18 protein-coding genes are annotated in these 23,678 nt (G+C 40.4%); 4 read left to right on the top strand and 14 right to left on the bottom strand.

Going from position 1 to position 23,678, the window contains the following annotated elements:
* Positions 1-86 precede the first annotated feature (86 nt).
* From LJY09_RS05410 to LJY09_RS05375, 8 genes are all read right to left on the bottom strand, one after another.
* Positions 87-725 (bottom strand): SdpI family protein, encoded by a 639-nt coding sequence (locus LJY09_RS05410; RefSeq protein ID WP_228307539.1) that lies wholly within the window; start codon positions 723-725, stop codon positions 87-89.
* Positions 726-989, bottom strand: coding sequence for an autorepressor SdpR family transcription factor (locus LJY09_RS05405; RefSeq protein WP_028407742.1), 264 nt, complete (start codon positions 987-989; stop codon positions 726-728).
* 101 nt (positions 990-1,090) lie between these two features.
* A complete protein-coding gene (locus LJY09_RS05400; RefSeq protein WP_209368405.1) occupies positions 1,091-1,264 on the bottom strand; it encodes a Fe3+ hydroxamate ABC transporter substrate-binding protein in 174 nt (57 codons plus the stop codon).
* Positions 1,265-1,472: 208 nt separating this feature from the next.
* Positions 1,473-4,502, bottom strand: coding sequence for an efflux RND transporter permease subunit (locus tag LJY09_RS05395; RefSeq protein WP_228307538.1), 3,030 nt, complete (start codon positions 4,500-4,502; stop codon positions 1,473-1,475).
* Positions 4,503-4,833: 331 nt separating this feature from the next.
* Positions 4,834-6,171 carry an MFS transporter gene (locus LJY09_RS05390; RefSeq protein ID WP_098113785.1) on the bottom strand — a complete coding sequence of 446 codons (1,338 nt, stop codon included), beginning with the start codon at positions 6,169-6,171 and terminating at the stop codon, positions 4,834-4,836.
* A 130-nt stretch (positions 6,172-6,301) separates the two neighbouring features.
* Positions 6,302-7,708 carry a sodium:solute symporter family protein gene (locus LJY09_RS05385; protein WP_228307537.1) on the bottom strand — a complete coding sequence of 469 codons (1,407 nt, stop codon included), beginning with the start codon at positions 7,706-7,708 and terminating at the stop codon, positions 6,302-6,304.
* Between the two features lie 63 nt (positions 7,709-7,771).
* Positions 7,772-9,088: an aspartate aminotransferase family protein gene (locus LJY09_RS05380; protein ID WP_228307536.1), complete on the bottom strand. Its 1,317-nt coding sequence runs from the start codon at positions 9,086-9,088 to the stop codon at positions 7,772-7,774.
* A gap of 73 nt (positions 9,089-9,161) precedes the next feature.
* A complete protein-coding gene (locus LJY09_RS05375; protein WP_028407737.1) occupies positions 9,162-10,532 on the bottom strand; it encodes a sigma-54 interaction domain-containing protein in 1,371 nt (456 codons plus the stop codon).
* 189 nt (positions 10,533-10,721) lie between these two features.
* Here LJY09_RS05375 and LJY09_RS05370 point away from each other — a divergent pair, with 189 nt between their 5' ends.
* From LJY09_RS05370 to LJY09_RS05355, 4 genes are all read left to right on the top strand, one after another.
* Positions 10,722-11,528 (top strand): MurR/RpiR family transcriptional regulator, encoded by an 807-nt coding sequence (locus LJY09_RS05370; RefSeq protein WP_228307535.1) that lies wholly within the window; start codon positions 10,722-10,724, stop codon positions 11,526-11,528.
* A 26-nt stretch (positions 11,529-11,554) separates the two neighbouring features.
* On the top strand, positions 11,555-12,382 hold the full coding sequence (locus LJY09_RS05365; RefSeq protein WP_228307534.1) for a GNAT family N-acetyltransferase: 828 nt from the start codon (positions 11,555-11,557) through the stop codon (positions 12,380-12,382).
* Positions 12,379-13,488 (top strand): o-succinylbenzoate synthase, encoded by a 1,110-nt coding sequence (menC, locus tag LJY09_RS05360; protein ID WP_182420861.1) that lies wholly within the window; start codon positions 12,379-12,381, stop codon positions 13,486-13,488. Before LJY09_RS05365 ends, menC begins: the two co-directional genes overlap by 4 nt.
* 483 nt (positions 13,489-13,971) lie before the next feature.
* Entirely contained in the window at positions 13,972-15,327 is a 1,356-nt protein-coding gene (locus LJY09_RS05355; RefSeq protein WP_116741429.1) for an arsenic transporter, read from the top strand.
* A 528-nt stretch (positions 15,328-15,855) separates the two neighbouring features.
* Here LJY09_RS05355 and LJY09_RS05350 read toward each other — a convergent pair.
* The 6 genes from LJY09_RS05350 to LJY09_RS05325 form a co-directional block, all read right to left on the bottom strand.
* Entirely contained in the window at positions 15,856-16,059 is a 204-nt protein-coding gene (locus LJY09_RS05350) for an IDEAL domain-containing protein (protein ID WP_016766443.1), read from the bottom strand.
* A gap of 49 nt (positions 16,060-16,108) precedes the next feature.
* A complete protein-coding gene (locus LJY09_RS05345) occupies positions 16,109-16,276 on the bottom strand; it encodes a Fur-regulated basic protein FbpA (protein ID WP_228307533.1) in 168 nt (55 codons plus the stop codon).
* 466 nt (positions 16,277-16,742) lie between these two features.
* A complete protein-coding gene (locus tag LJY09_RS05340) occupies positions 16,743-17,585 on the bottom strand; it encodes an aldo/keto reductase (RefSeq protein WP_228307532.1) in 843 nt (280 codons plus the stop codon).
* Between the two features lie 183 nt (positions 17,586-17,768).
* Positions 17,769-21,581 (bottom strand): Ig-like domain-containing protein, encoded by a 3,813-nt coding sequence (locus LJY09_RS05335; protein ID WP_228307531.1) that lies wholly within the window; start codon positions 21,579-21,581, stop codon positions 17,769-17,771.
* Positions 21,582-21,798: 217 nt separating this feature from the next.
* A complete protein-coding gene (locus LJY09_RS05330) occupies positions 21,799-22,674 on the bottom strand; it encodes an N-acetylmuramoyl-L-alanine amidase family protein (protein WP_048020162.1) in 876 nt (291 codons plus the stop codon).
* A gap of 195 nt (positions 22,675-22,869) precedes the next feature.
* Positions 22,870-23,334, bottom strand: a complete 465-nt coding sequence (locus LJY09_RS05325; protein ID WP_228307530.1) for a C40 family peptidase — start codon at positions 23,332-23,334, stop codon at positions 22,870-22,872.
* Between the last annotated feature and the right edge of the window lie 344 nt (positions 23,335-23,678).

Genomic DNA, 23,678 nt, shown 5'->3' with positions numbered 1-23,678 from the left:
CAGCCGGCGTGACACAAACGGTGGCGTTACGACTGATATGTTATCCATAAAAAAATCCGGTGTGTTCACCGGATTTTTTTGTATGCTTACATATTCATTTCTTTTTTATACGCCAAGTACGAATACAGATAAGGAATCGCCACGCACAGAACGATACTCCCCCACATGATAACTGACTTGTATCCATCAGGTAAAAAAGCGCTAATAAGAATTAGCAGTCCGCCTATAAAAAAGATCTTTCCGGATAACCGGTGCGTCTTTTTCCATACGTTTTCATTGCTCAATGTCCACGGTGTACGAATCCCCATAAAATAGTTAGAGCGCACGCGCTGCAAGTAGTTTCCGATAATGATAAAAACGAGTCCAGCCATAATCGGAGCAATGTAGGACACCGGCACGTTATAGCCAAGCCCCTGTAAAATAGTGCTCATATTTACAAAAAAGAATAATAGCAGTACGGCGTTTAACAGGATGTTATATGTTTTTGAAAAGTACTTATAATTTTCTTTACGCGGGTCAATTCGCGGCACAAATGCGATGACAAAATAAATAAGTACCATGATTCCTACTGTTAAAATCATTGCATTTATCTTTGTGGCAAATCCGTCTGCTTCTCCATTTGCTCCCCAGTGAATGGGCATTGTAGCTGGAAGATGTGGCAGTGCAATCAGCCATGCAAGTAGTGTTAAAAGAGTAATACCTAAAGGAAATACGTGTTTTTTCATTTACTTTTCTCCTTTCTGAAAGCTGAAAAACCAGCCGATTAAATCTTGAAAAACGGTTGTATTTAACGAATAAATCACAAACTGCCCTCTTTTTTCATCTTGAACGAGGTCCGCTTGCTTCAAGATTTTTAAATGATTTGAGATGCTTGGTTTGGTCATGTTAAAATACTCGGAAATTTCTCCTGCGGTTAAGTCCCGCTCTTTTAGCAGCTCTAAAATCTTCCTGCGAGTAGGATCCGCTAAAGCTTTAAACGTTTCATTCAATTAAAGTTCATCTCCATCACATTTAAGTATTTAGATAATTATCTAAATATTAAACTATAAATTATACTATGTCAATATGTTGAAAAGAGTACGGCTTTGACTCATTTTTTTGTTTTTTCAAAGCAGTCCATGCATACAAACTGCGCTTCTTGATGTAAAAAAGCTTTGATTTCGGTCATTCCTCTTTTACTCGGATACTTCATTCGCATCCACACTTCTTCATTCGGCTGAATTTCTTTCTGACAAACGTAACATCGCTCTTTTATTTCAAACATATTATCCCCTCCATTTCTTTATCTAACTATACGTTTGACTAGACAAAAGGTTTCATAAAAAAGAGGCTGGGACGTAACCAAATCAACCCTAGCTAGAAGCAACTACAGACATGAAACCTACGTTCATTCTACCAATAAAAGAATCCGAACGATTTATCGTTCGGATTTTTTTCACCTAACATACTTGTGGCCTAGCCTCTTTTAAACATTATAGCGGCGTTACGTCTTCCTGCTGTTTTTGCTGTATTCTTTGTTTTTTCGATTTTCTGAAATGAAGCAGTTCATATACAACTGGAATGACTACAAGTGTAAGCAGAGTCGCAACGGCCAATCCTCCGATTACAACGACTGCAAGACTTTGAGAAACGAGGCTTCCGCTTTCGCTTTGTTTAAATAAAAGCGGCAGCATCGCACAAATCGTAGCAGCAGACGTCATGACAATTGGACGCATACGCGTAGCCGCTGCTTCAACAATGGCATCGCGCATAATCATTTTCTTTTCATTTTGCTTCACGCGGTCTAATAGTACAATCGCATTCGTTACAACAATACCAATCAGCATCAGGGCTCCAAGTAAAGCCGTTACGTCTACCGGGATACGGCTGATTAATAATCCTAAAACGGCACCGATCGCAGCAAGCGGAAGTGAAAATAAAATGGCAAACGGCGTGCGGATTGTTTTAAACGTAATGACCATAATTAAGAACACAATACCAATCGACACGAGCATCGTAATGAACAAGTCAGAGAAATCTTCTCCTTGCTGAGTGCTTGCTCCTCCGATTACAACGTCAACATCTTTTGAAATCGACAGTCCTTTATTCTTACCGTCTCCAAAAATGGTTGTTTGAATGTCTTTATTAATTTCTGAAAGCTTTTCTGGATTGACATCCGCTGTTACTTGAATATATGGGTCTCCATTTTTATGAAACTGATTTGTTGGCTTTTCAGCTTGCGTTAGCGAAGCCACTTTTGAAACAGGTGACGGTCCTGTCTCTGTCATAATAGAAATATCTTTTAACTCTTTTGGTGACGTTGGATTTAAGACAGATTCAAGAAGTACGTTTGCTTGCTTGCCTTCTAAATCTATCGCTCCAATCGGCGTTTTATTCAGCATAACGCCAAGCTGCTGCGCTACTTGCTGCGTATTCGCTTTTGTTGGATCTACGTCTAAAGAGTAAATCGTTTTCTTTTCGTCTTGGTTCGTAGAAACTTTGTCTACTCCTTTTATATCGCTGATTTCTTTCTTAATGCTGCTTGCCGTTTTTTCTAACTTGTTCATGTCGTTTCCAATCACATCAACGGTAATGGAAGTAGTAGAAGCTCCCATTAGTGAAGCAGCACTGACGCTAAGATCTCCTCCATCATAGAGCTTCTTTTGATTTTGAATTCGTTTCATTAGCGAATCCGTGTTTTCACCGTCTTTTACGGTAATCGTATACGTAGCTTCAGTAGGCGAACCAACGTCTCCCCACTTGGCTCCTTCGGCCGTATTACCAAGCTGCATGTATACTTCTTTCACTTCTTTTTGAGCTAAAATATAGCGTTCAAGCTGCAGTGATTTTTCTTCTACGGTTTTAATCGGCGTATTATTTGGATAGCTTAACGTTGTGCCTACAAAGTCAGATGAAGAGTTATCAACCGCTCCTTTAGGCATCATTGTGTACGCGCCAATAGATCCGACAAATAAAAGCAGCGAAAGCAGCAGCACAACCCATTTATGATTAAGCGACCACGTAATGACCTTTGTAAAACGAACAGGCTGCTTGTGCTTGCGAATTTTTTCATTTTTTAATAACCCGGCACTCATTAAAGGTACAACGGTAAGCGCCACAATTAATGAAGACAGCAGTGAATAGGTCAGCGTTAGAGCGAACGGAAGCATAAAGTCTTGAAGCCCTCCGTTTACAAGGCCGATTGGTAAAAAGACAGCTACTGTCGTTAACGTAGAAGCAGTAATAGCAGAGCCTACTTCTTTTGTGGCATCAATAATCAAGCCAAGCGAAAACTCTTCTTTTTGCATTTTCCGGAAGATGTTTTCAATAACAACGATGCTATCATCTACCAATCTCCCAATCGCTACGGCTACTCCTCCAAGCGTTAAAATATTGAGCGTGACGCCTGATTTAGACAGTAAGAACAGCGTAAAGCAAAGCGATAGCGGAATGGATACAATCGTGATAAACGTAGAGCGAACGCTGCGTAAAAACAGCATGATGACAACGGTCGCAAAAAGTGCGCCTAGCAGCACTTCTTTCATCATTGAATGAACAGAGTTTTGTACGCTGTCCCCTGTTGCAAAAAATACAGAAGCATTCACATTGTTATAGTCTTTGTTAATTTGCTGAGACAGTTTTTTTACTTCTTTTGTGATGCTAACGGCGTTTGAGTGACTGTCTTTTGTAACAATAAGTAAAAGTGCATCTTTTCCGTTAATATGCGTCACGACGCCTTCAGGCTTTTTCACCTCTACTTTTGCAAGGTCGCCTAGCGTTACATCCTGTGCAACCGGCAGCTTTTTCACTTTGTCCAAGCTATCAATTTTACCAGTTACGTTGATATTGCTCGACTTGTTATTAATGACTTTTTCTCCAACTGCAAGCGACGTGTTTTTTCCTTCTAACACGCTGATGACTTTATCAATAGTCACGTTCTTTTGTGACAATTTTTTATTATCAACTTTAATAGACACGTAGGAATCCGCTGTTCCATACGTTTGAACACTCGCAATGCCTTTAACGTCTTTATATTTAGGGATCAGTTTTTTCTCTGCAAGATCCAGGTTGTCTCTTGTTAATCCTTCTTTAAATGTGAGTGAAATATCTGCGATGGGAATCATAGAGGTATTTAATTGAATAACATTAGGCTTTGATACACTGGCTGGAAGCTGCACCGAAGACAGCGCTTCTTGGACGTTTGTTTTTGCTTCTTTCATATCCGTTTTGGATTCAAATGAAATATCGATTTTGGAATAGCCGTCTCCCGTCGTTGAATACACGTTGCTTTTTCCTTTAACACCGGCGACCGCTTCTTCAATCGGTGACGTCACTTGTTTTTCCATGGAGTCTGCATCCGTTCCTTGCCCCATAACTACTACTGACACTTGAGGCTGATCAGCGGTCGGCAGGAACTCCATCGGAAGTGTAAAATAACTAATGACTCCTAAAGCTAAAATTAAAATAGACATAATGGTAATAGCCGCTTTGTTTTTAAACGACCATTTGGTGAGCCATGACATGAAATATCCCCTTTCACTTTTTCGTACAAACTCAGTCAAACATTTCTAAAATATGCTAAATAACCACTAAATTATACCTAATGTTTCTTACCATTTAAAGACTTATTTTTGTAAAAAGTCCCATTATTTGAACAAAATCGTTTATGTATATGCTTTTGCTTAGATAATCAGTCTCTTTACAGCACAAAAAAAAGACGCCGATACCCGGCGTCCCACATGTAGTAAGTGAAAGAAGAAGAAGAATATGCCTACGATTTCTCAGGCAATTCTATGACCTTATTTGGTTTTTTCCCGTTTTTTTATGAAATAAACATATTTAGCATAAATTCCCTTAACTAGCAGCTCGACTGTGCTTTGTTTCCGTATCGTTTTGAATCTTTAACGACGTTAATAAAGCCACGATACTTCCGGCAAAGCCAAATAAAAACAAGTGATGAATGCCTGCCATAAAGCTTCCGCCTGAAGTCAGCAACGCACCCATAATCGTAACGCCGATTGCTGTTCCCATGTTTCTGCAAAACATAAAAAATGACGTTGAAATACCTCTTTCATGTCCTCCTACTAATTGCTGTACACCAATGACTCCAACCGTAGACAGCAGACCAAACGATAGCCCTTGTACAATCATGACGCAGAACACGTAGAAGAAACCGTGGCTTTCATTTAGCATCAGCAGAAGTGTTCCTGAGCCAACGAGCAGCACATTCCCGATTAACAACAGCTTTCTGTAGCCGTGTTTCAAAATCCATTTACCTGCAGGCACGGACACAGACATCCATCCGACCGCTGTTCCTAACAGCGCAACTCCGCTCATAAACAGTGACAAATGCGCTACTCGCTGTAAAAATAACGGAATGTAGCTTGACGTTCCGAATAAAGCCACCGTTCCAATAAACGCATTGATATTAATCCATGACAGCGTTTTGTTTTGGAACATGGACAGCGGTACAATCGGAGAAGCATGTTTTCGTTCATGGAGATAAAAAATGACCAATAAAATAAGTCCCGCTACTGCATACACAACTCGGTTTTGTTCCACTACCGTCACAAGCAGCAGTGACGTAACGCCAGCTCCAAACAATATAGCACCGATGTAATCGACTTTTGCTCTTTTCGGCTCATAGCTTTCTTGATACGGCATTAACGTAAGAAATGAAACGATACATACCGGTAAATTAATAAAGAAAATCCATCTCCACGTTAAATAATCCACAAAAAAAGCGCCTAAAAGCGGTGCTAACACAGCTGATAATCCCCACATCGTTGTAAAGAGCGCCTGAATTTTCCCTCGTTTCTCCACTGGAAATAAGTCTCCGGCAATAATAGCGGGAAAGGCCACCATAAACCCGGCTCCTATTCCTTGAACCGCACGGAAAAGAACAAGCTGAATCATCGTATTTGCCACGCCGCAAAGCATTGAACCAATTAAAAAAGCAATAATTCCAAACCCAAATACTTTTTTGCGGCCAAATAAATCCGATAATCTTCCTGCTACCGGAGATAAAATCGTACTTGCAATCATGTACGAAGCAAACGACCACGCGTACAAATCAAATCTTCCAAGCTCTTTTGCAATAACGGGCATCGTCGTATTCATAATCGTTGAATCAAGCGAAGCCACTAGCATTGCCAGCACAATACTAACCATTACGGACGTTCTGCTTTTCATGTACCAATCTCCTTATCTCTATAATCTGAGCGTCTAGTGTACTCCTCCTTGCCGTTTGTTGTCTATACTTATGCATACAAAATGCTAAAAAGCTTCTCACTTTACTATGAGAAGCTTTTTACCCCCTTATTCACATATCTTCTTGAACCTTTTCTTGATCAGACAGTTCTTTGTTTCGAGCCATAACCGCAAATCCAGCCATTACAATGATACTGCTTGAAATGCCGTATAGAATTGGCGTAGTAGAAGAAAGTCCTTCAATCAATAGACCTCCAAGTACTACTAGCGTACTAACAACAATCGCTGAAACTCCGGCTTTTGGATGAATGTCTTTCCAAAACAGCGAGACAACAAACGGAACAAAGATCGCTCCTGATAAAATGGCATACGCAACGTCTAAAGCAACAAGCACGTCTTGAATCCAAAGAGCAAAAATAATAGCAAGCACGCCGACAATAAGTGTATTCACACGGGTTAAAATTAAATAATTTTTCTCTGAAATATTTTTAAGCCATACTTTTTTAATGATATCGTTACTAATCAGCGTAGAAGACGCAAGCAGCGTTCCTGAAGCAGTTGACATCAGCGCCGAACAAACGCCTGCCAGCACGAGACCTAATAACCCTTGAGGCAGAATTTGAATCGCAAGCGTCGCAAAAATGCTTTGACTGCTTTCTGCGTTTGGCAGCAGCAAATATGCACACATTCCAATTACACTTCCCGCAATTGCGTAGGCAATGCTGTACACCCCTGCAAAAATAGAGCCGTTTCGCGCAATTTTTTCTGTTCGCGCCGTAAATACTCGCTGCCAAATATCTTGAGAAACTGCCATACCAAGCGTATACAAGAGGAAATACTGAAAGATTTGACCGTATCCAATCGATGAAAAATCAAAATAAGATGATGGTAAATCTCCGGTAAGGGCTTTGAAACCTCCTGCTTCTGATACGCTCATTGGAAGCATAAATCCAAAAATCGCCACCGTCATCACAACAAATTGAATAATATCAGTAACCGTTACGCTCCACATTCCGCCTAAAATCGTATAGAACAAAACAATCGAACCGCCAATTAACATCGAGGCCGTCATGTTCCATCCAAGCAATGCATGAATGATTGTTCCCATTCCAATCACTTGAGTGACCGATACCATGAGTGTATAAATAGCGGCAACAACCGCGCTGATAATTTGCGCTTGAGCGTTATATCTTTTTCCTAGCAATTCACTGATAGTGGTCACTTTCAACGACGAAATCCGCTTAATAAAAATCGTGCCAAGCGTAATGATTCCAAGTCCAATCATCGTCACAAACCAAATGCCAGACAGCCCGTGCTCGTAGCCAAGCTGAGCGGTTCCAATCGTTGACGCCCCGCCTAAAATAACGGCAGACAAACATCCTAAATACATAAACATCCCTAATTTTCGCCCGGCTAAAATAAAATCTTCTGATGACTTTGCTTTTAACGAGCCAATGATACCCGCTACAACCAATACGCCAAAATAGACAAACATAACCGTCATATCCAGTCCGTTCATAACAGATTCCTCCTTATTATGGGTCAATCTATCTTTCATTGAAACAAAGAGCTTCTTAAAGCTTTAGATCACGTGAAGACTTGTGATTTCTGTCAATGCTTCGTCTAACACGCGAAGCCCGGCATCAATTTCTTCCTTTGTAATCGTTAAAGGAGGAATCATTCGAATCACTTCTCCGCTATTTCCGCAAAGGTAAAACAGCACCCCTTTTTCCAAACATTTGTCTAAAATCTCAAGAAGAAGATTTCCGTCACCTTGCTTTGTTTTCGGATTAATAATTTCAATTCCAATCATTAGTCCTACTGAACGAATGCTTCCGATCACTTCATGCTTCGCTTTCAAATGCTGAAGCTGATCCGCTGCATATTTCCCCATTGCTTTTGAGTTTTCAATCAGCTTTTCTTCTTTTAGTACGTCTATGGTCGCAAGTGCTGCTGAACAAGCAATGGGATTGCCTCCAAAAGTTGTTCCATGTGTACCAATCGGCCACTTTTCCATGAGCTGTTTGGAAGCTACGGTAGCACTTAGCGGAAGTCCTGATGCTATGCCTTTTGCGATTGCCATAATGTCAGGCGTCACGTCAAACGTTTGAGCTGCAAACCACTCGCCGGTACGTCCAAAGCCGGTTTGCACTTCGTCAAAAATAAGCAGAATGCCGTGTCTGTCACACACTTCTCTTATTTTTTGCAGCCATGCTTTCGGCGGGATCACGTAGCCGCCTTCTCCAAGAACCGGCTCTACAATCATGCACGCCACTTCTTCCGGCGTTACTTGATGCTTAAACAACGTGTCAAAATCTTTTTCCAGCTTTTCCACGCAGTAGATTTCCGGATCTTCTCCTTTTGGACACTGAGTCACGTCTGCATAAGGCACTTGATACGTTAAGCCCGATGGCTGAAGAAATTTCCGGTATTTGCTTTTTGATGTTGTCACGCTAAGCGCTCCGAGAGAACGGCCGTGAAAGCAGCCCATAAACGAAACCGTATAAGGTCTTTGCGTCACGTATTTTGCTAGCTTTAACGCTCCTTCTATTGCTTCAGTTCCGCTGTTAGCAAAGAAAAAGCAGTCCAGGCCTCTTGGCAATACTGTTTTTAATTCTTCAGCAAGCTGTAAAATAGATTCGTACATAATCACACCTGACGGGCCGTGCATAAGATGATCAACGCTATCTTTAATCGCTCGTACAACTTTAGGGTGACGATGACCTGTATTCGCTGTTGCAATACCTGATGTAAAATCTAAATACGTTTTTCCGTCCGCTCCGTAGTAGTAGCAGCCCTCTGCTTTTACCACCGGTAAATTAGGATGATCTTTCGCCATGCTTGGTGCTAGTAAATCCGGTAAACTGTTCATTAACTGTGTAAGTGATGCCTGCGTCATCTGACTTCCTCCTCGCAATCTATCAAGTAATGTGTTTGTACTTGTTTTACATGCAAAGAGCGTGCCAAAGACGTTAAAAAACAGAATGTTTTTTTAATTTTCTAACAACTGAAGGCTGACTGATTCCGAGTGCTTCACCTATTTCTGTTGTCGTTTTATACTGTTTTTTTGCTCTTACTAATATCTCTTTTTCCAGCTCGTTTAACGCGTCATTAAGCTTCATTTCCCCATGTTCTTCAACGTGTTGAATCCGTTTTTTCCTATGCAGAGAATGCGGCAAATGCTCCATTGTAATCAGCGTTTGTGAAGACACAACCACCGCGTGTTCAATCACATTGATTAACTCTCGTACGTTTCCTTTCCACTCATGTGCAAGCAGTGCGTGAATAACCGCATTATCAAACGTTCTTTTTCGGTTGTATTTCTTTTCAAACTGCTCGGCAAAATGTGTGAGCAGCGGAAAAATATCTTCAGGACGCTCGTTCAAAGATGGAATGGTAATCGGTACAACGCTTAAACGAAAATACAAATCTTCTCGAAATTCTTTTTCAGCGACGGCTTTTTCTAAATCTTTGTTCGTCGCTGCAATTAAGCGAAAGTCCACGGTTTTGGGCTTTCTTCCTCCAACGGAATAAAACTGTTTTTCTTGAATGAGCTTTAAAATTTTCACTTGATGCGCCGGTGACAGCTCTCCCACTTCATCTAAAAAAAGCGTGCCCCCGTCTGCTAATTCGACCAGCCCCACCTTTCCATTTTTAGATGCACCGGTAAAAGCCCCTGCCTCATATCCAAACAGTTCAGCCTCAAATAAATGGTCTGGAATCGCCCCGCAGTTCACTTCAATAAACGGCCCTTTGCTTCTTGTACTTTTGTTATGTATCAGCTTGGCTAAATGCGTTTTTCCTACTCCGGACTGCCCTAAAAGCAAAATATTTACGTCTACGTTCGAAACGTGAACGGCCGTACGAAGAACGTGCTGCATCTTATCGCTGTTGCACACAATTCCTTCTGTTGATAGATTTTGGTTCCGCAGCAGCATAAGCTCGCTCTTTACGCGCTGCATTTCGCCTTCCATCGCATCAAGATATGTTTTCATTTCCATCAGTTCCGTCACATCGTGAGAATAGCTGACGATTCTTTTAATCTCGCCTTTTTCATCTTTGACCGGAATGCCAGTAACGAGCACCTGCTTGCCTTGTTTAGTTGTTTGTACAAGCGTAATTTTCTTCTTTGTTTCAAGCACAATTGGGGTAACGATTGGCGTAAACAACCCTTGTTTTTCAAGTTCATACACAGACTTTCCCAGCAGTTTTTCAGCTTTTACATCGTAAATGTTTCCCGTTCCTTCATGTATTCGGACAATGATGCCTTTTTCATCCGTCACGAGCAAATCATCTTTTAATGAATGAAGGATCCACTGATTTTCATTCCATTCTGAATTCATGTATGCTCCCCGCTTTCTATTCACTTTTGAATAAAATACAATTCGTTTTTGAATAACGGCATTTATTTTTGAATAATCAATTTATTATATCACGAAGGCTTCTTTTTATTTTGAAACAGTAATTGAAATGAAGTTAAAAATGCATTAATATATTTTTATGAAGTTATAACTTCTTTTTTAGGAGGCTATATGAATCAATCATTTCAAGAATTAATTAAACATAAATTCCCTGACCTTTCTCGCGGTCAGAAAAAAGTGGCGGAGTTTCTCATTAATTTTATGGAAAAAGGCTCGCTGTACACGGCCGGGCAAATTGGCAAAGAAGCAGGTGTCAGTGAAACAACCGTTATTCGTCTAGCTTACGCACTTGGGTTAAATGGTTTTTCCGATTTGCAGGAGCTAATGCGAAAAGAATGGCTTGCTTCTGCCGAATCAAAAGAAGCAGCTAGCAAGCATGCAGCTGATTCTGCAGCGGAAGAAAAGAAACCTTTTAGTGAATGGCTTTCCCCCGTTGACGAAAAGGATTTATCTCAAGCTGTAGATGCGCTTATCAAAAGTGATCAAGTGTATATTGCGGGTTTCCGTGAATCTCATACGGCAGCCTACTGGCTGTATTATAAAATGAATCAGCTTCGCAATCATGTTCTTTTATCTTTTCCAACTGGATTTTTGCTTGAAACGCTATGCAATCTCACGAGCGCATCAACCGTTGTTGTATTTTCACTGCCGCGCTATACAAAAGAAGCGCTTGAAGTAGCTCAGCAGGCTAAAAAACAAGGAGCGAAAGTAATTGCTATTACAGACCGCCGTTTGTCTCCGGTAGGTCAAATCGCTGATATCACGCTTTTAGCCGGCACAACCGAACATATTTTATCGCTTCTTGCCCTATCTCAAATTGTCATTAGCAGCATGCAAAAAAGAGATGAAAAAACGGCTGGAAAAAGACAGGAACACTTGGAAAAGCTCTATGCCGAGCAAGGCATCTTTTTAGAATAAATGATCAAAAGAAAGGAAGTAAATATATGACTGAAGCTTTAACGATTCGTTCACTTATAACAACCAATGAACTAGAAGAAGTACGCGCATTAGAAAGCCGCGTCTGGGGAGAAGAAGAAGCAACGCCTGTTCACCAAACTTTGACCGCTGTTAAAAACGGAGGTCTTGTTCTCGGTGCGTTTCTAGATGAAAAGCTGATTGGCTTTCAATATAGCTTTCCAGGGTTTGATGGAACTTGCGTCTACTTATGTTCTCATATATTAGCAGTTGACCCTGCCTATCGCAGCATGGGCATTGGAGCTAAGCTTAAGCATGCGCAGAGCCAGGAAAGTAAAAAAAAGGGTTATTCATATATCAGCTGGACGTACGATCCGTTAGAAAGCGGCAACGGGTATTTAAATATTGGAAAGCTTGGAGCCGTTTGTTCTACATATATTGAAAACTGCTACGGAGACATGAATGATCCGTTAAATGCTGACTTGCCTTCTGATCGATTCGTTGTAGAATGGGCATCTTTAGAGGATACAAAACGAGCTCAGCCTCTCTATACGCCAGATCAAATAATGGAGGCATCGCTTACTCAATGGACGTTAACGGATGAAGGGTTTCCTTCTGTTACAAATATTGATGAAAAACTGTTAAATGATGAGGTTGTAGCTGTAGCTATCCCATCTGCTTTTCAGCAAATGAAAGAAGTCTCTCCTTCTCTTGCATTGGACTGGCGGATGCGAACAAGATACGTATTTCAAACGTGTTTTGCAAAAGGATTTGAAGTAACAGGTTTTATGAAGCATCCAGAAAGCAGCGCACCCGTTCATTTTTATATTTTAACGAAAAAAGAGGTGCAAAAATGAAGATAAAACACGTCATTTTACGGCATTTAAAAATGGATTTACTTCATCCGTTTACGACAAGTCTTGGAAAAGAAGTGGATCGAGATTTTATTTTAGTAGAAATTCAAGACGAAGACGGACAATCCGGCTGGGCTGAATCCGTAGCGTGCGCAGATCCTTTTTATAAAGAAGAAACGCTTAAAACAAACTGGCACATTATGGAGGATTTTTTAATTCCTTTGCTTCAACAGAAAGAAATTCAGCATCCTGATGAAGTATCCCAACGCTTTGCTCATATTCGAGGCAATTACATGGCAAAAGCGGCGTTAGAAGGCGCTGTTTGGGATTTGTATGCGCGGAGGCAAAACCTCTCTCTATCTAAAGCGTTAGGAGGCAGTAAAAGTCAAATTGAAGTTGGTCTTAGCGTTGGCATTCAGCCTACGATTGACGAAACGCTTCGCAAAATTGAAGTCGGATTAAATGAAGGATATAAGCGAATCAAAATTAAAATTAAGCCGGGCTGGGATCTTAACTTGACGCGCGCGGTTCGAAACGAATTTCCTTCTATTCCCCTAATGGTTGATGCGAACTCTGCTTATACGCTTGCAGATGCTGATCACCTTGGTCAGCTTGACGAGTTTGATTTAATGATGATAGAACAGCCGTTAGCTCATGATGATTTAATTGATCACGCTGAACTGCAGGCCCGCATGCGCACGCCTATTTGCTTGGATGAAAGTATTCATTCAGCTGAAGACGTTCGAAAAGCTATTAAACTTGGAAGCACGCAAATTATTAACATTAAAATTGGCCGGGTAGGCGGACTAACCGAAGCCAAAAAAATTCATGACCTTTGTCAAACTCACGGTGTACCCGTATGGTGCGGCGGTATGCTCGAATCAGGTGTAGGGCGAGCACATAATATTGCCATTACCACACTTGCTAATTTTACGCTTCCCGGAGATACGGCCGCATCCTCTAAATACTGGCCGCGTGATATCGTTCACCCGGAAATCACAGTCGACAACGGTATTATTTCCGTTCCTGATACACCAGGCATTGGCTATGAACCTGACCGTGACCAGATACAAGCGTTAACTTTACACGAAAAAACCTATACTTGCTAACCTTGAAGATCCTGGACCAAAAGTATGTTAGTTGAAGAAAGATCCGAACGATGAATGGTTCGGATCTTTTTATTGTGATGATAAACGTGAACGTAGGTTTCATGTATGTAGTGGCTTCTAGCGGTGGATTGGAGGGCAAGACGAAGACTCCTGCGGGAAAAGCGGAACAGATGAGACCCCGCAGGAGCGTATGCGACGAGGAGGCTCATCGACCGCCCGCGGAAAGCGAAGTCTTGCACGGAAATCAACAGCGGCGTAACAAGCGATCCTACTAGCTCATTTATCACATTTGTTCGTCTTTGATTGATCTAGTCTTTTTATAGGCTCCTCTCCCGAGATGATACGTGCCTTGGCAAGATAAATAAACATATTAGCAAAAATGGTCTTATGCACAATCCTTCTAGTAATAAATGAATATAAATAGAGTGTAAGGGACATGCAAGGGTATATTCATTACAAATTTTAGAAGAAAGGAGCATACTGATGAATATTGAAATTGGAATTGCCATTTTCGTGTTTACAATGACAATGCTCGTCATTTTTTGGAGGCCAAACGGCATCAACGAAGCATGGCCGGCAGCCATAGGAGCAGCCATTATCCTGCTTACAGGGATTGTATCCAAATCAGACATTGTTGATATTTTTGCAAAGATAAGCGGCGCTTCTATCACCATTATTGCCACCATTGTCATGGCCGTCATATTAGAAAGTTTTGGATTCTTCCACTGGGCAGCTGCACGACTAGTGAGTTTATCCAAAGGCTCAGGGTACCGATTATATTGGTACATTCAACTGCTTTGCTTTTTAATGACTTTACTATTTAATAATGACGGCAGTATTTTAATTACCACTCCAATTTTAATTCTACTTTTGAAAAACCTTCAGCTAAAACCCCACCAGCAGATCCCCTACCTTTTAAGTGGAGCGCTTATTGCTACCGCTTCCAGCGCGCCTATAGGTGTAAGTAATATTGTCAATTTGATTGCCTTAAAAATTGTTCATATGTCGCTTTATATGCACACAGCGATGATGTTTGTACCGGCGACACTTGGTTTATTATTTATGTCTTGGCTCATGTATACGGTCGTAAAACGCCATTTGCCAAAAAAACTGCCGCATGCTTCAAAAGATATAGAAGAAAGTTTCTTTACGAAACAGTTTCACCCCTTAAAAGGAAGCATTTCTGTTGAAACAAAACGTAAACGCACACAATTTATGCTGAAAGTTTTATTATTTGTGTTTGTTATGCGCTGTCTCCTATTTGTCGCCTCTTATTTCGGCATACCAATCGAATTGGTTGCTGTACTGGGCTCACTGACCTTACTTGTTTGGAGATGGTATCACTTACGTACAAACCCGATTGATATTTTAAAGAAAACGCCGTGGCACATTTTCGTTTTTGCCTTTTCGATGTACGTTATTATTTACGGACTGCATAACGTAGGGTTGACGGAGCTGCTTGTAAAAGTTTGCGAGCCAATCGTAAATCGAGGACTTTTTGAAGCAAGCTTTATCATGGGAGGACTTGTTTCTATTCTCTCTAACTTGTTTAACAATCACCCTGCCCTGATGGTCGGAACCATTACCTTGACTGAAATGGGGCTCGATCCTATTACTCTTAAAACCATTTATCTTGCTAATATTATTGGAAGTGATATGGGCTCGCTTTTATTGCCGATTGGAACACTGGCTTCTCTTATTTGGATGCATATTTTAAAAGAAAATCATATCAAGGTAAAATGGAAAGATTATTTAAAAGTATCACTTATTGTTATCCCGCTTACCACGATCGTTACTCTTTTCCTCCTATTCTACTGGGTTCAGCTCATTTTTTCTTAATACTGATTTACAGGACGGATTGTACTCTTTTGAAGCTTACAGTCCGTCAGAAATAAACAAATGTCTCCCATAAAAACCCCACTATATTTTTCTATTGTTTTTTATAGATACACATTCACCCAATAAAAACATTTTTTTACATTCACTAATTATTTAGAACAATTTAAAAAGAAAATCAATAAATATATTGAATCGAATTTCCTTCATGTGATAAGATATGGTTATATTGTTACTTTAACAATACATAGAGCGAATGAAGTAGAAAATATGCAGATGCATAGAACTTTCTAAACCCCACACGCAACATTTAGAGAGTGACATTCATTTTCTCATTAACACCCATACCTTTCTGAAAAGAGTGAGTACATTAGACTTGCTCTTTTTGTCTGTTTACTAGCAAGGTGCACTTCTTATGTAAGGCCTTGTTTTACAATAAAACGACAAAAAAACAGGTAACTAAGCATGCCGCTTCTTACCTGTTTTTATATGCTAAAATGATAAAATCAAATTCTATCGCGCGAACGCCCTTTACGAAATTGATTTTAATTCTTCAATTAATTGAAAAAATTTTTCTTTGTTTCTTTCTTCTAATGTTTGATCGACTTCACGTAAAATTTGGTCTCTTCTAAAATCTCGGATAGCCTTATTTAATACCATTTTAGCAAATATAGAATCGAGGATATCCATACGGATGGGCTGCGAGTCTGTCGGGTGCTTTTCGATATAAATCAACTCCTATCCTTTCCTCTATTATAACAAATTCTAGCAATGTATCAAAATTTCATTGAGATATGCGCTGCTGTGAAACAGCTTCGTATTCTGATTCTAGTTCTTGAAGGGTAAGCTCGTATAGCTGCTTGCTTCCTTTTTTATAAACCCCTGCATCCAGCAATAAATCAATCATTGATGTTTTTTTACATTGTATGTGAGAGTAAGCTTGTTTCGTCATCGTTACACCGCCTATTTTACGCTTAAAAATGAAATGATTTCTCTATCTTTCACGACCTTTCTTTATGATACGGCCCGTCCTTTAGCTTACTGTGAAGAAAATGTTAAATTTATGTAATAATGCATAAGAAGAGGCCGGGACATAACTAACTGAATCCAACCTAAAGACGAACAAATGAGATACATGAGCTGAACCGCTTATGACACCGCCGTTGATTTCCATGCAAGGCTTCGCTTTCCGCGGGCGGGCGCTGAGCCTCCTCGTCGCTTGACTCCTGCTGGGTCTCATCTGTCCCGCTTTCCCCGCAGGAGTCTTCGCCTTTCCCTTCAATCAACTGCTGGAAAGACGAAACAGATGAAGCTGTATTCACCATAAAAAAAAACGAACCACTAATCAAACTTGTTGATCAATGGTTCGTTTTTCACTTGGGCTAAAATACGTTTCTCCCAGCCTCTTAGTTCTTCTATTAAAAATCAAAGTTGTCCGGATCTGGACCTACTCGGTGATTTTGGTTTAATTCATTAATTTTACTTACATCTTCAGCATCCAATTCAAAATCGAATAGCGATGAATTTTCAACAATACGATGTTCTTTTGTCGATTTTGGAATCGTTATAACTCCGTTTTGCAGATCCCATCGCAGAATAATTTGAGCAACTGATTTACCGTGTTTTTCAGCAATTTCTTTTAACACATCGTTATCTAGCAATTCTCCTTGCATAAGCGGAGACCATGCTTCTAGCTGAATATCGTGCTTTTGACAAAAAGCATGCAGCTCTTTTTGCGTCAAACGAGGATGATATTCCACTTGGTTAATAACAGGCTTAACCTCTCCATCTTTCATTAAGTCTTCTAAATGATGAATTTGAAAATTACTTACGCCTACAGCTCTTACTTTTTCTTCTTTATACAGCGTTTCTAATGCTTTCCACGCCGCTTTATACTTGCCTTCTACCGGCCAGTGAATTAAGTATAGATCTAAATATTCTAAGCCAAGCTTTTGTAAGCTTGTTTCGTAAGCAGCTAGCGTCTCTTCATAGCCTAAATCTGCGTTCCAAACTTTTGATGTAACAAAAATGTCTTCGCGTGAAAGACCTGCTTCTTTCAGACCTTGGCGAATTCCTTCTCCTACACCTTCTTCATTTCCATAAATAGCTGCCGTATCGATGCTGCGATAGCCTTTGACGATAGCTGTTTTCACGGCGTTCACTAATTCAGGCCCTTCTTCTACTTTAAATACACCTAGTCCAAACCAAGGCATTTTGACTCCGTTGTGAAGTGTTACTGTATCTTGCAAATGATTGCTCATTATAAAAAACCCCCTGCTAATTTCTTTACATTTGTTATTATGAAACAGAAAAAAAGAAAAAGATAGAACCCACTTTAAAGTAAGTTAGGCACTTCAAAGTTCTAAGGTAACCTTTTAGTAACCTTCTATCCCTCTTAAAAATCACTAAAAAAAGAATCCTCCGCGGAGAATTCTTTTTTGTTTTTATTTAACATTTATATTGACTGCTGAACTTGTGTTTCCAGCGGCATCTTTTGCTGTAACAGCCAGTTTTACGCCTGCTGTTTGTTTTGGAATCGTTACTTTAAACTGGCCTTTGCTATCTGCTTTGCCTGATCCGATTACTTTTGTACCGCTTTTAATCGTAATCACAGCATTTGCTTCCGTTTTTCCAGAGAGAAACGTGGACAAAGACGTAACGGCATCAACTGCCGGAGGTGCCGGCGGCATTGTATCTTGCACTTTTACAATTTTATACGGACTGTATCCTACTTTATTTTGCAGTACCGCCGTCACTTCTGTTCCTGCTTTTTGAGCAGGAATTTTCACGCTGAACTTGCCGTTTCCATCAATTTTCCCACTGGCAATAATTTTTCCGCCTACTTTAATATAAATGGACGCATTTTTTTCTCCTGTTCCCGTTACTGCTGTACTTTTTTCAGTAAGCGTAGCAACGGTTGGAAGCGCTGGTTTTGTCTGTACGGCACTAACCGTTACAAACGTATTGGAGCTGTAGTTATTGGCTGCATCTTTTGCTGTAACAGCCAGCTTTACGCCTGCTGTTTGTTTTGGAATCGTTACTTTAAATTGCCCTTTAGTATCTGCTTTGCCTGACGCGATTAGCTTTGTACCGCTTTTAATCGTAATCACGGCATTTGCTTCTGTTTTTCCCGAGATAAATGTGGACAAAGACGTAACGGCATCAACTGCCGGAGGTGCCGGCGGCGTTGTATCTTGTACTTTTACAATTTTATACGGACTGTATCCTACTTTATTTTGCAGTACCGCCGTCACTTCTGTTCCTGCTTTTTGAGCAGGAATTTTCACGCTGAACTTGCCGTTTCCATCAATTTTCCCACTTGCAATAATTTTTCCGCCTACTTTAATATAAATGGACGCATTTTTTTCTCCTGTTCCCGTTACTGCTGTACTTTTTTCAGTAAGCGTATTAACGGTTGGAAGCGCTGGTTTTGTCTGTACGACACTAACCGTTACAAACGCATTGGAGCTATAGTTATTAGCTGCATCTTTTGCAATAACAGCTAATTTTGTAGCATCAGGCTGCTTTGGAATGGTGATGCTGAACGTTCCATCCGATTTCGCATTTCCTTTGCCAATTACTTTTTTATCAATTTTCACATGCACTTCCGCGCCCGCTTCTGTGCTTCCCGTTACGACTGTATCTTGATTGCTTACAGCGTTCACTTTTGGTGTAACGGGTGCTGTTTTATCCTGCACGGTTACAGTTACAACTGGACTCACGCCCGCTGTGTTTCCAGCCGTTACAGACAGGGTGCTTCCTGCTTTTTGTTTCGCAATCGAGATGCTGTAATTTCCTTTAGCATCTGCTTTACCAGCTGCAAGCTGAAGACTTCCGTTTTTAATGACAACCGTTGCATTTGCTTCTGCGGTACCCGTAACGGCTGTGCTTCGATCACTCACTTCATTCACTGTCGGTTTGAGCGGAGCTTTTTGCTTTGCCGTAACAGTTACAGTCGATACAGTACTGCTATTTCCTGCTGCATCTTTTGCTTGTACGCTTAGCTTTGTATTCGCTTTTTGATGAGAAATGGAAACAGAAAACGCTCCATTTGCACCTGCTTTAGCCGTTCCTACAGTTGTAGTTCCTACTTTTACCGTAACTGTAGAATTTGCTTCTGCTGCACCTGTAACTTTTGTATCTTGATCACTTACTGCATTTACTTTTGGCGCAGCTGGTGCCGTTTTATCCTGTACGGTCACCGCAGCGGCTGAACTTGTTCCACCTGCATTTTGAACCGTCACGTACAGCGTGCTTCCTGCTTTTTGTTTTGCAATCGAAATGCTGTAATTTCCTTTAGCATCCGCTTTTCCTGCTGCAAGCTGAAGACTTTCGTTTTTAATGATAACCATTGCATTTGCTTCAGCCGTTCCTTTGATCATTGTGTCTTGATCACTTACTTCATTTACTTTTGGTGCAAGCGGTGCTTTTAACGTAGATTTAACCGCAAAAGAAGGCGCTTGGCTTTCGTTTCCTGCTTTATCTTTTGCACTTACCGCTATTGTTGTTCCGCCTATTTGTACTGGAATTGAAACAGTAAATGTACCGTTACCATCCGCTACTGCAGAGAACGTTGCATCGCCTGCTTTTACCGTCACGGCGGCGTTTGCTTCTGTTACGCCCGTTACGGTCGTATCTTGGTCACTTACTTCATTTACAATTGGAACAGAAGGCGGCGTTTGATCCGTTACGGTCACTACTGTGGCCGTGCTTTCATTTTCAGCTGCATCTTTAGACGTTACAGACACTTTTGTATCTGCTGGCTGCTTGGCAATCGTAATTGCAAATTTTCCAGCTTCATCAGCAAGACCCGTTCCAATTACTTCATTTTCCACTTTTGCAATAACAGAAGCATTTGGTTCTGTCACGCCCGTAAGCGATGTTTGGTTATCTCCTAATGCATTAACTGAAGGTGCATCAGGTGCAACCGTATCTTTCGGTGGTTCTTGCTCCTGCTCTTTTCGCGGATATTTTGTTGTATAAAAACTTAAAAGAGTAGTCGTTGGATAATAAAAATCTAAAATTTCACGATAGTCTTTGCCTAGGCTTGCCATTTTTTGAGCACCGTATTGACTCATTCCAACACCGTGTCCATTTCCTTTACCATTAAAAGTGGTTGATGTGCTTGTTTCATTTGTTTCCGTTACAAGCAGACTAAGCATCGCACGGCTGTTTAACATTGATTTTAGCTTCGTCGATGTTAAATCTTTTAATTCCAAATGATGAACCACTAGTTTTTGCGAACTGTCTACATCTCCTTTAACGAGGTAGTCCACTGTAATCGCACCTTTAGTCACACGACCTCCTGATGAAGGAGCATAAAAACTCACCTTTGGAATAGACGTAATTTTAATCGTTTTACCAGGATGCTTATTGGCTACTAACCATGACTTCAAATTATCTGTAACGGTTTTATCTTTTTCAGAAACCGTATTCCACCAAGCGCTATAGTTAGCTAAATCTTTTCCTGTTAAATCAATTTGCGTTTTTTGAATAGCTAACGTCCACGGCGTCTGCTTATCGTATGGATCTTCTTTCACCGGGAAATAAGAAAGCTGAGTTCCTCCCCAGGCGTTGCTGTTTGATTCGGTTCTTCCGCCGTTGCTAGATGAGAAAACGGCGTTGATTAATTTATTGTTGTAGGTGACTACTTGTCCGAATGTCTGATCTACTGCTTGGTTTGTGCTGTCGTACCACGTATAGCCACCGTATACTTGATAGCTTACCGTGTCATTGATTACTTTTCCTGCATAGCTCATTGCGTATGTTCTTGCTGCTACCGCCTGAGTTTTTAAAGCTTGCAGATTCCAAGATGTATAGACTTCATTTGGCACAACGCCTTTTAAATAGTCTTCAATCGGGAGCGTATTAACAGGTCTAACATACGTTCCCTTTTCATTTGTAAACGCCACGTCCCCTAAGTACTGTCTGCCGTTAATAGATACGGGATTTTTATAAAGAGACGGTGTAATTTCAAAGCTTGTAAATTCACCTAAGACAGTGCTTCCTTGTTTTAAAGTGACACCTTGAGCTGTTGCGGTTACCGTATACTCTGTATTTGCATTTAAGACCAAATCCGAGTTTTTAATAGTGTATAAATAAGACGGCTTAATTGTAATTGCATGCTGATCTCCTAAATAGTTTACTAATTTTACAGACACAACTGGTTCTACCGTTTCAGCTTTCACGCTAGCAAGCGGCGTGAATTGAAACAGCAGTACGCTTAGTACTAAAGCTAATGCCGTTAACTTTCTCATCTTGTTCCCCCATTTTCATGTACTGTCTAACGCATTTTAATATCTCTCGTTATATCGACACAGTTCTATAAAAATTAAAGCATTTTACCTAGTTTTCTTTTCTGCTCGTCCATTTTTTTGTCGAAAAAACGCTTTTTTATATCATATGAATGACAAAAAAAACGTGTGACATAAATCAATTGATTTAGTCACACGCTTTTATAGGTCTTTCCACCTTTTATTTTGTCATTCCTTCATATGCCACGATACCGTCTGCAACATGATTCATCAGCTTTGTAAGGTAAGCCTGATCAGACAGGTTCCGGTCTTCTTCTGAATTCGTCATATACCCCAGTTCAACTAGCGTTACGGGTACAGTCGACCAGTTAAATCCTGAAAGATCACTGCGATAGCGAATGCCGTCCACTTCGACAAACTGATCTTTTTCCACCTCTGTCAGAATAGCTTGAGATGCTTGTAAACTGCTTTGATAAATAGACTTTGTATAGGAATTATCTTCTGCAGGAGTGAGCACAGAAAATCCTTTTACAGAAGTATTTTCAGAACCATCTGCATGGATACGTACGTGTAAGTCAGCTTTTGAATTATTCGCAAGCTCCGCTCGTTCCCGGTTGCTGATATTCACATCGTGAGAACTGCGAGTAAGCTTTACGGTTATGCCTTTTTCTTCGAGAAGCTGTTTTAATATCATAGAGGCTTCCAACGTCAGCTTGTATTCCGGCTTCTTGGTCACCACACCTGATGTACCTCCGGAAACTTTTATTTTTGTTTCTGCTGCTCCCGGCCCGATTGGCTCTTTCTCTAGGTTAGCCTGAGCTTGATGACCAGGGTCAATGTAGACTAAAAACGGAGGAGGATCGGCTTTTTCAGGCATGTTGTTTTTTACATTTTTTACTTCATTACCTGCTTCATGAGGCTGTACTGCTTGGAACTGTGAGATGGGCTGCTTCACTCTTTCTCCCTGCGCATGAGCTTTTGGTACATCTCCGCTAACGACGGCTTTCTCTGTTTGACCTTTCATCATAAAGAAAAATGAGAGTACTGCTACTATTGCAACAATACCTATTCCATAACTCCATACTAAGCGCTTCATCTTCGCTCACCAAACTTTCGAATAGAGTGGGATATTCCTTATGTTAAAGTACAAAATGTGTTAACGTTATTATCTCACAGAATATGGTTTTTTTTGTATAAAACGTTAAAAATAATATTGGCAATACGTTATGTATATGCAAACAAAAACAACACTACACAATGTAGTGTTGTTTTCCAAAAAAATGACGGATGGTTAAATCCGTTTTGCACCAATATAACGTGCTTTCCAGTAGCTGTTGCTAAGAGATGTAATCGTCACGCCTTTAGACGTAGAAGCTTGAAGAAACTGATTGTTTCCTAAGTACACGCCTACATGTGAAGGACCTTTTTTATACGTTTGAAAGAAAACTAAATCTCCTTTTTGAAGCTTTGCTTTTGAAACGCTTGTCCCTACTCGATACATTTGTTCCGTTGTGCGCGGAAGTGTTTTTCCAGCTTTTTTGAAAATGTATTGAATAAATCCAGAGCAGTCAAAACCTTTTGTTGTTGTGCCTCCCCATTTATAAGGAACACCCATTAATTTTTTACCAGTAGCAATAGCCGTGTCTTTGTATGAATATGACGCTGCTTCCACTGTTTGAGCAGGTGCAATAAATGGACTGGCTCCGCTAAATAAAACTGCAGCTGCCGTTATAGACCCAATGATGGTTTTTTTCATTTTTTTCCTCCATTATGTAACCGAACGTTACGTTTCTATGAACCTATTTTTCAATGTGTTCGGTTTAATTATAATGAAAAAAGCCTCAAAAACTATTACGCTATGATTAAATAATGTTACAAAATGGTTACTTAGGAATTTTTATCTTTAGTTGTTTATAAAAAAGAGGATGGGACAAAAGCATTTTTCACTTAGGGAAAAACGAACCACTAATCAGCATGTCTGATTAGTGGTTCGTTTTTTTGTGATTGTGAACATAGTATTATTTGTTTCGTTCCTTCTAGCAGTTGATTGGAGGATAAGGCGAAGACTCCTGCGGGAAAAGCGGAGCAGGTGAGACCCCG

The organism is Priestia sp. J2 (assembly GCF_020790095.1).
Lineage (GTDB): Bacteria > Bacillota > Bacilli > Bacillales > Bacillaceae_H > Priestia > Priestia zanthoxyli.
This window is presented reverse-complemented; position numbering and strand designations above follow the sequence as displayed.

Excerpts from the sequence above, each read along its gene's own strand:
- LJY09_RS05410 (WP_228307539.1), bottom strand. The coding sequence starts at position 725 with ATGAAAAAACACGTATTTCCTTTAGGTATTACTCTTTTAACACTACTT.
- LJY09_RS05400 (WP_209368405.1), bottom strand. The coding sequence starts at position 1,264 with ATGTTTGAAATAAAAGAGCGATGTTACGTTTGTCAGAAAGAAATTCAG.
- LJY09_RS05395 (WP_228307538.1), bottom strand. The coding sequence starts at position 4,502 with ATGTCATGGCTCACCAAATGGTCGTTTAAAAACAAAGCGGCTATTACC.
- LJY09_RS05390 (WP_098113785.1), bottom strand. The coding sequence starts at position 6,171 with ATGAAAAGCAGAACGTCCGTAATGGTTAGTATTGTGCTGGCAATGCTA.
- LJY09_RS05385 (WP_228307537.1), bottom strand. The coding sequence starts at position 7,708 with ATGAACGGACTGGATATGACGGTTATGTTTGTCTATTTTGGCGTATTG.
- LJY09_RS05380 (WP_228307536.1), bottom strand. The coding sequence starts at position 9,088 with ATGACGCAGGCATCACTTACACAGTTAATGAACAGTTTACCGGATTTA.
- LJY09_RS05375 (WP_028407737.1), bottom strand. The coding sequence starts at position 10,532 with ATGAATTCAGAATGGAATGAAAATCAGTGGATCCTTCATTCATTAAAA.
- LJY09_RS05370 (WP_228307535.1), top strand. The coding sequence starts at position 10,722 with ATGAATCAATCATTTCAAGAATTAATTAAACATAAATTCCCTGACCTT.
- LJY09_RS05365 (WP_228307534.1), top strand. The coding sequence starts at position 11,555 with ATGACTGAAGCTTTAACGATTCGTTCACTTATAACAACCAATGAACTA.
- menC (WP_182420861.1), top strand. The coding sequence starts at position 12,379 with ATGAAGATAAAACACGTCATTTTACGGCATTTAAAAATGGATTTACTT.
- LJY09_RS05355 (WP_116741429.1), top strand. The coding sequence starts at position 13,972 with ATGAATATTGAAATTGGAATTGCCATTTTCGTGTTTACAATGACAATG.
- LJY09_RS05345 (WP_228307533.1), bottom strand. The coding sequence starts at position 16,276 with ATGACGAAACAAGCTTACTCTCACATACAATGTAAAAAAACATCAATG.
- LJY09_RS05340 (WP_228307532.1), bottom strand. The coding sequence starts at position 17,585 with ATGAGCAATCATTTGCAAGATACAGTAACACTTCACAACGGAGTCAAA.
- LJY09_RS05335 (WP_228307531.1), bottom strand. The coding sequence starts at position 21,581 with ATGAGAAAGTTAACGGCATTAGCTTTAGTACTAAGCGTACTGCTGTTT.
- LJY09_RS05330 (WP_048020162.1), bottom strand. The coding sequence starts at position 22,674 with ATGAAGCGCTTAGTATGGAGTTATGGAATAGGTATTGTTGCAATAGTA.
- LJY09_RS05325 (WP_228307530.1), bottom strand. The coding sequence starts at position 23,334 with ATGAAAAAAACCATCATTGGGTCTATAACGGCAGCTGCAGTTTTATTT.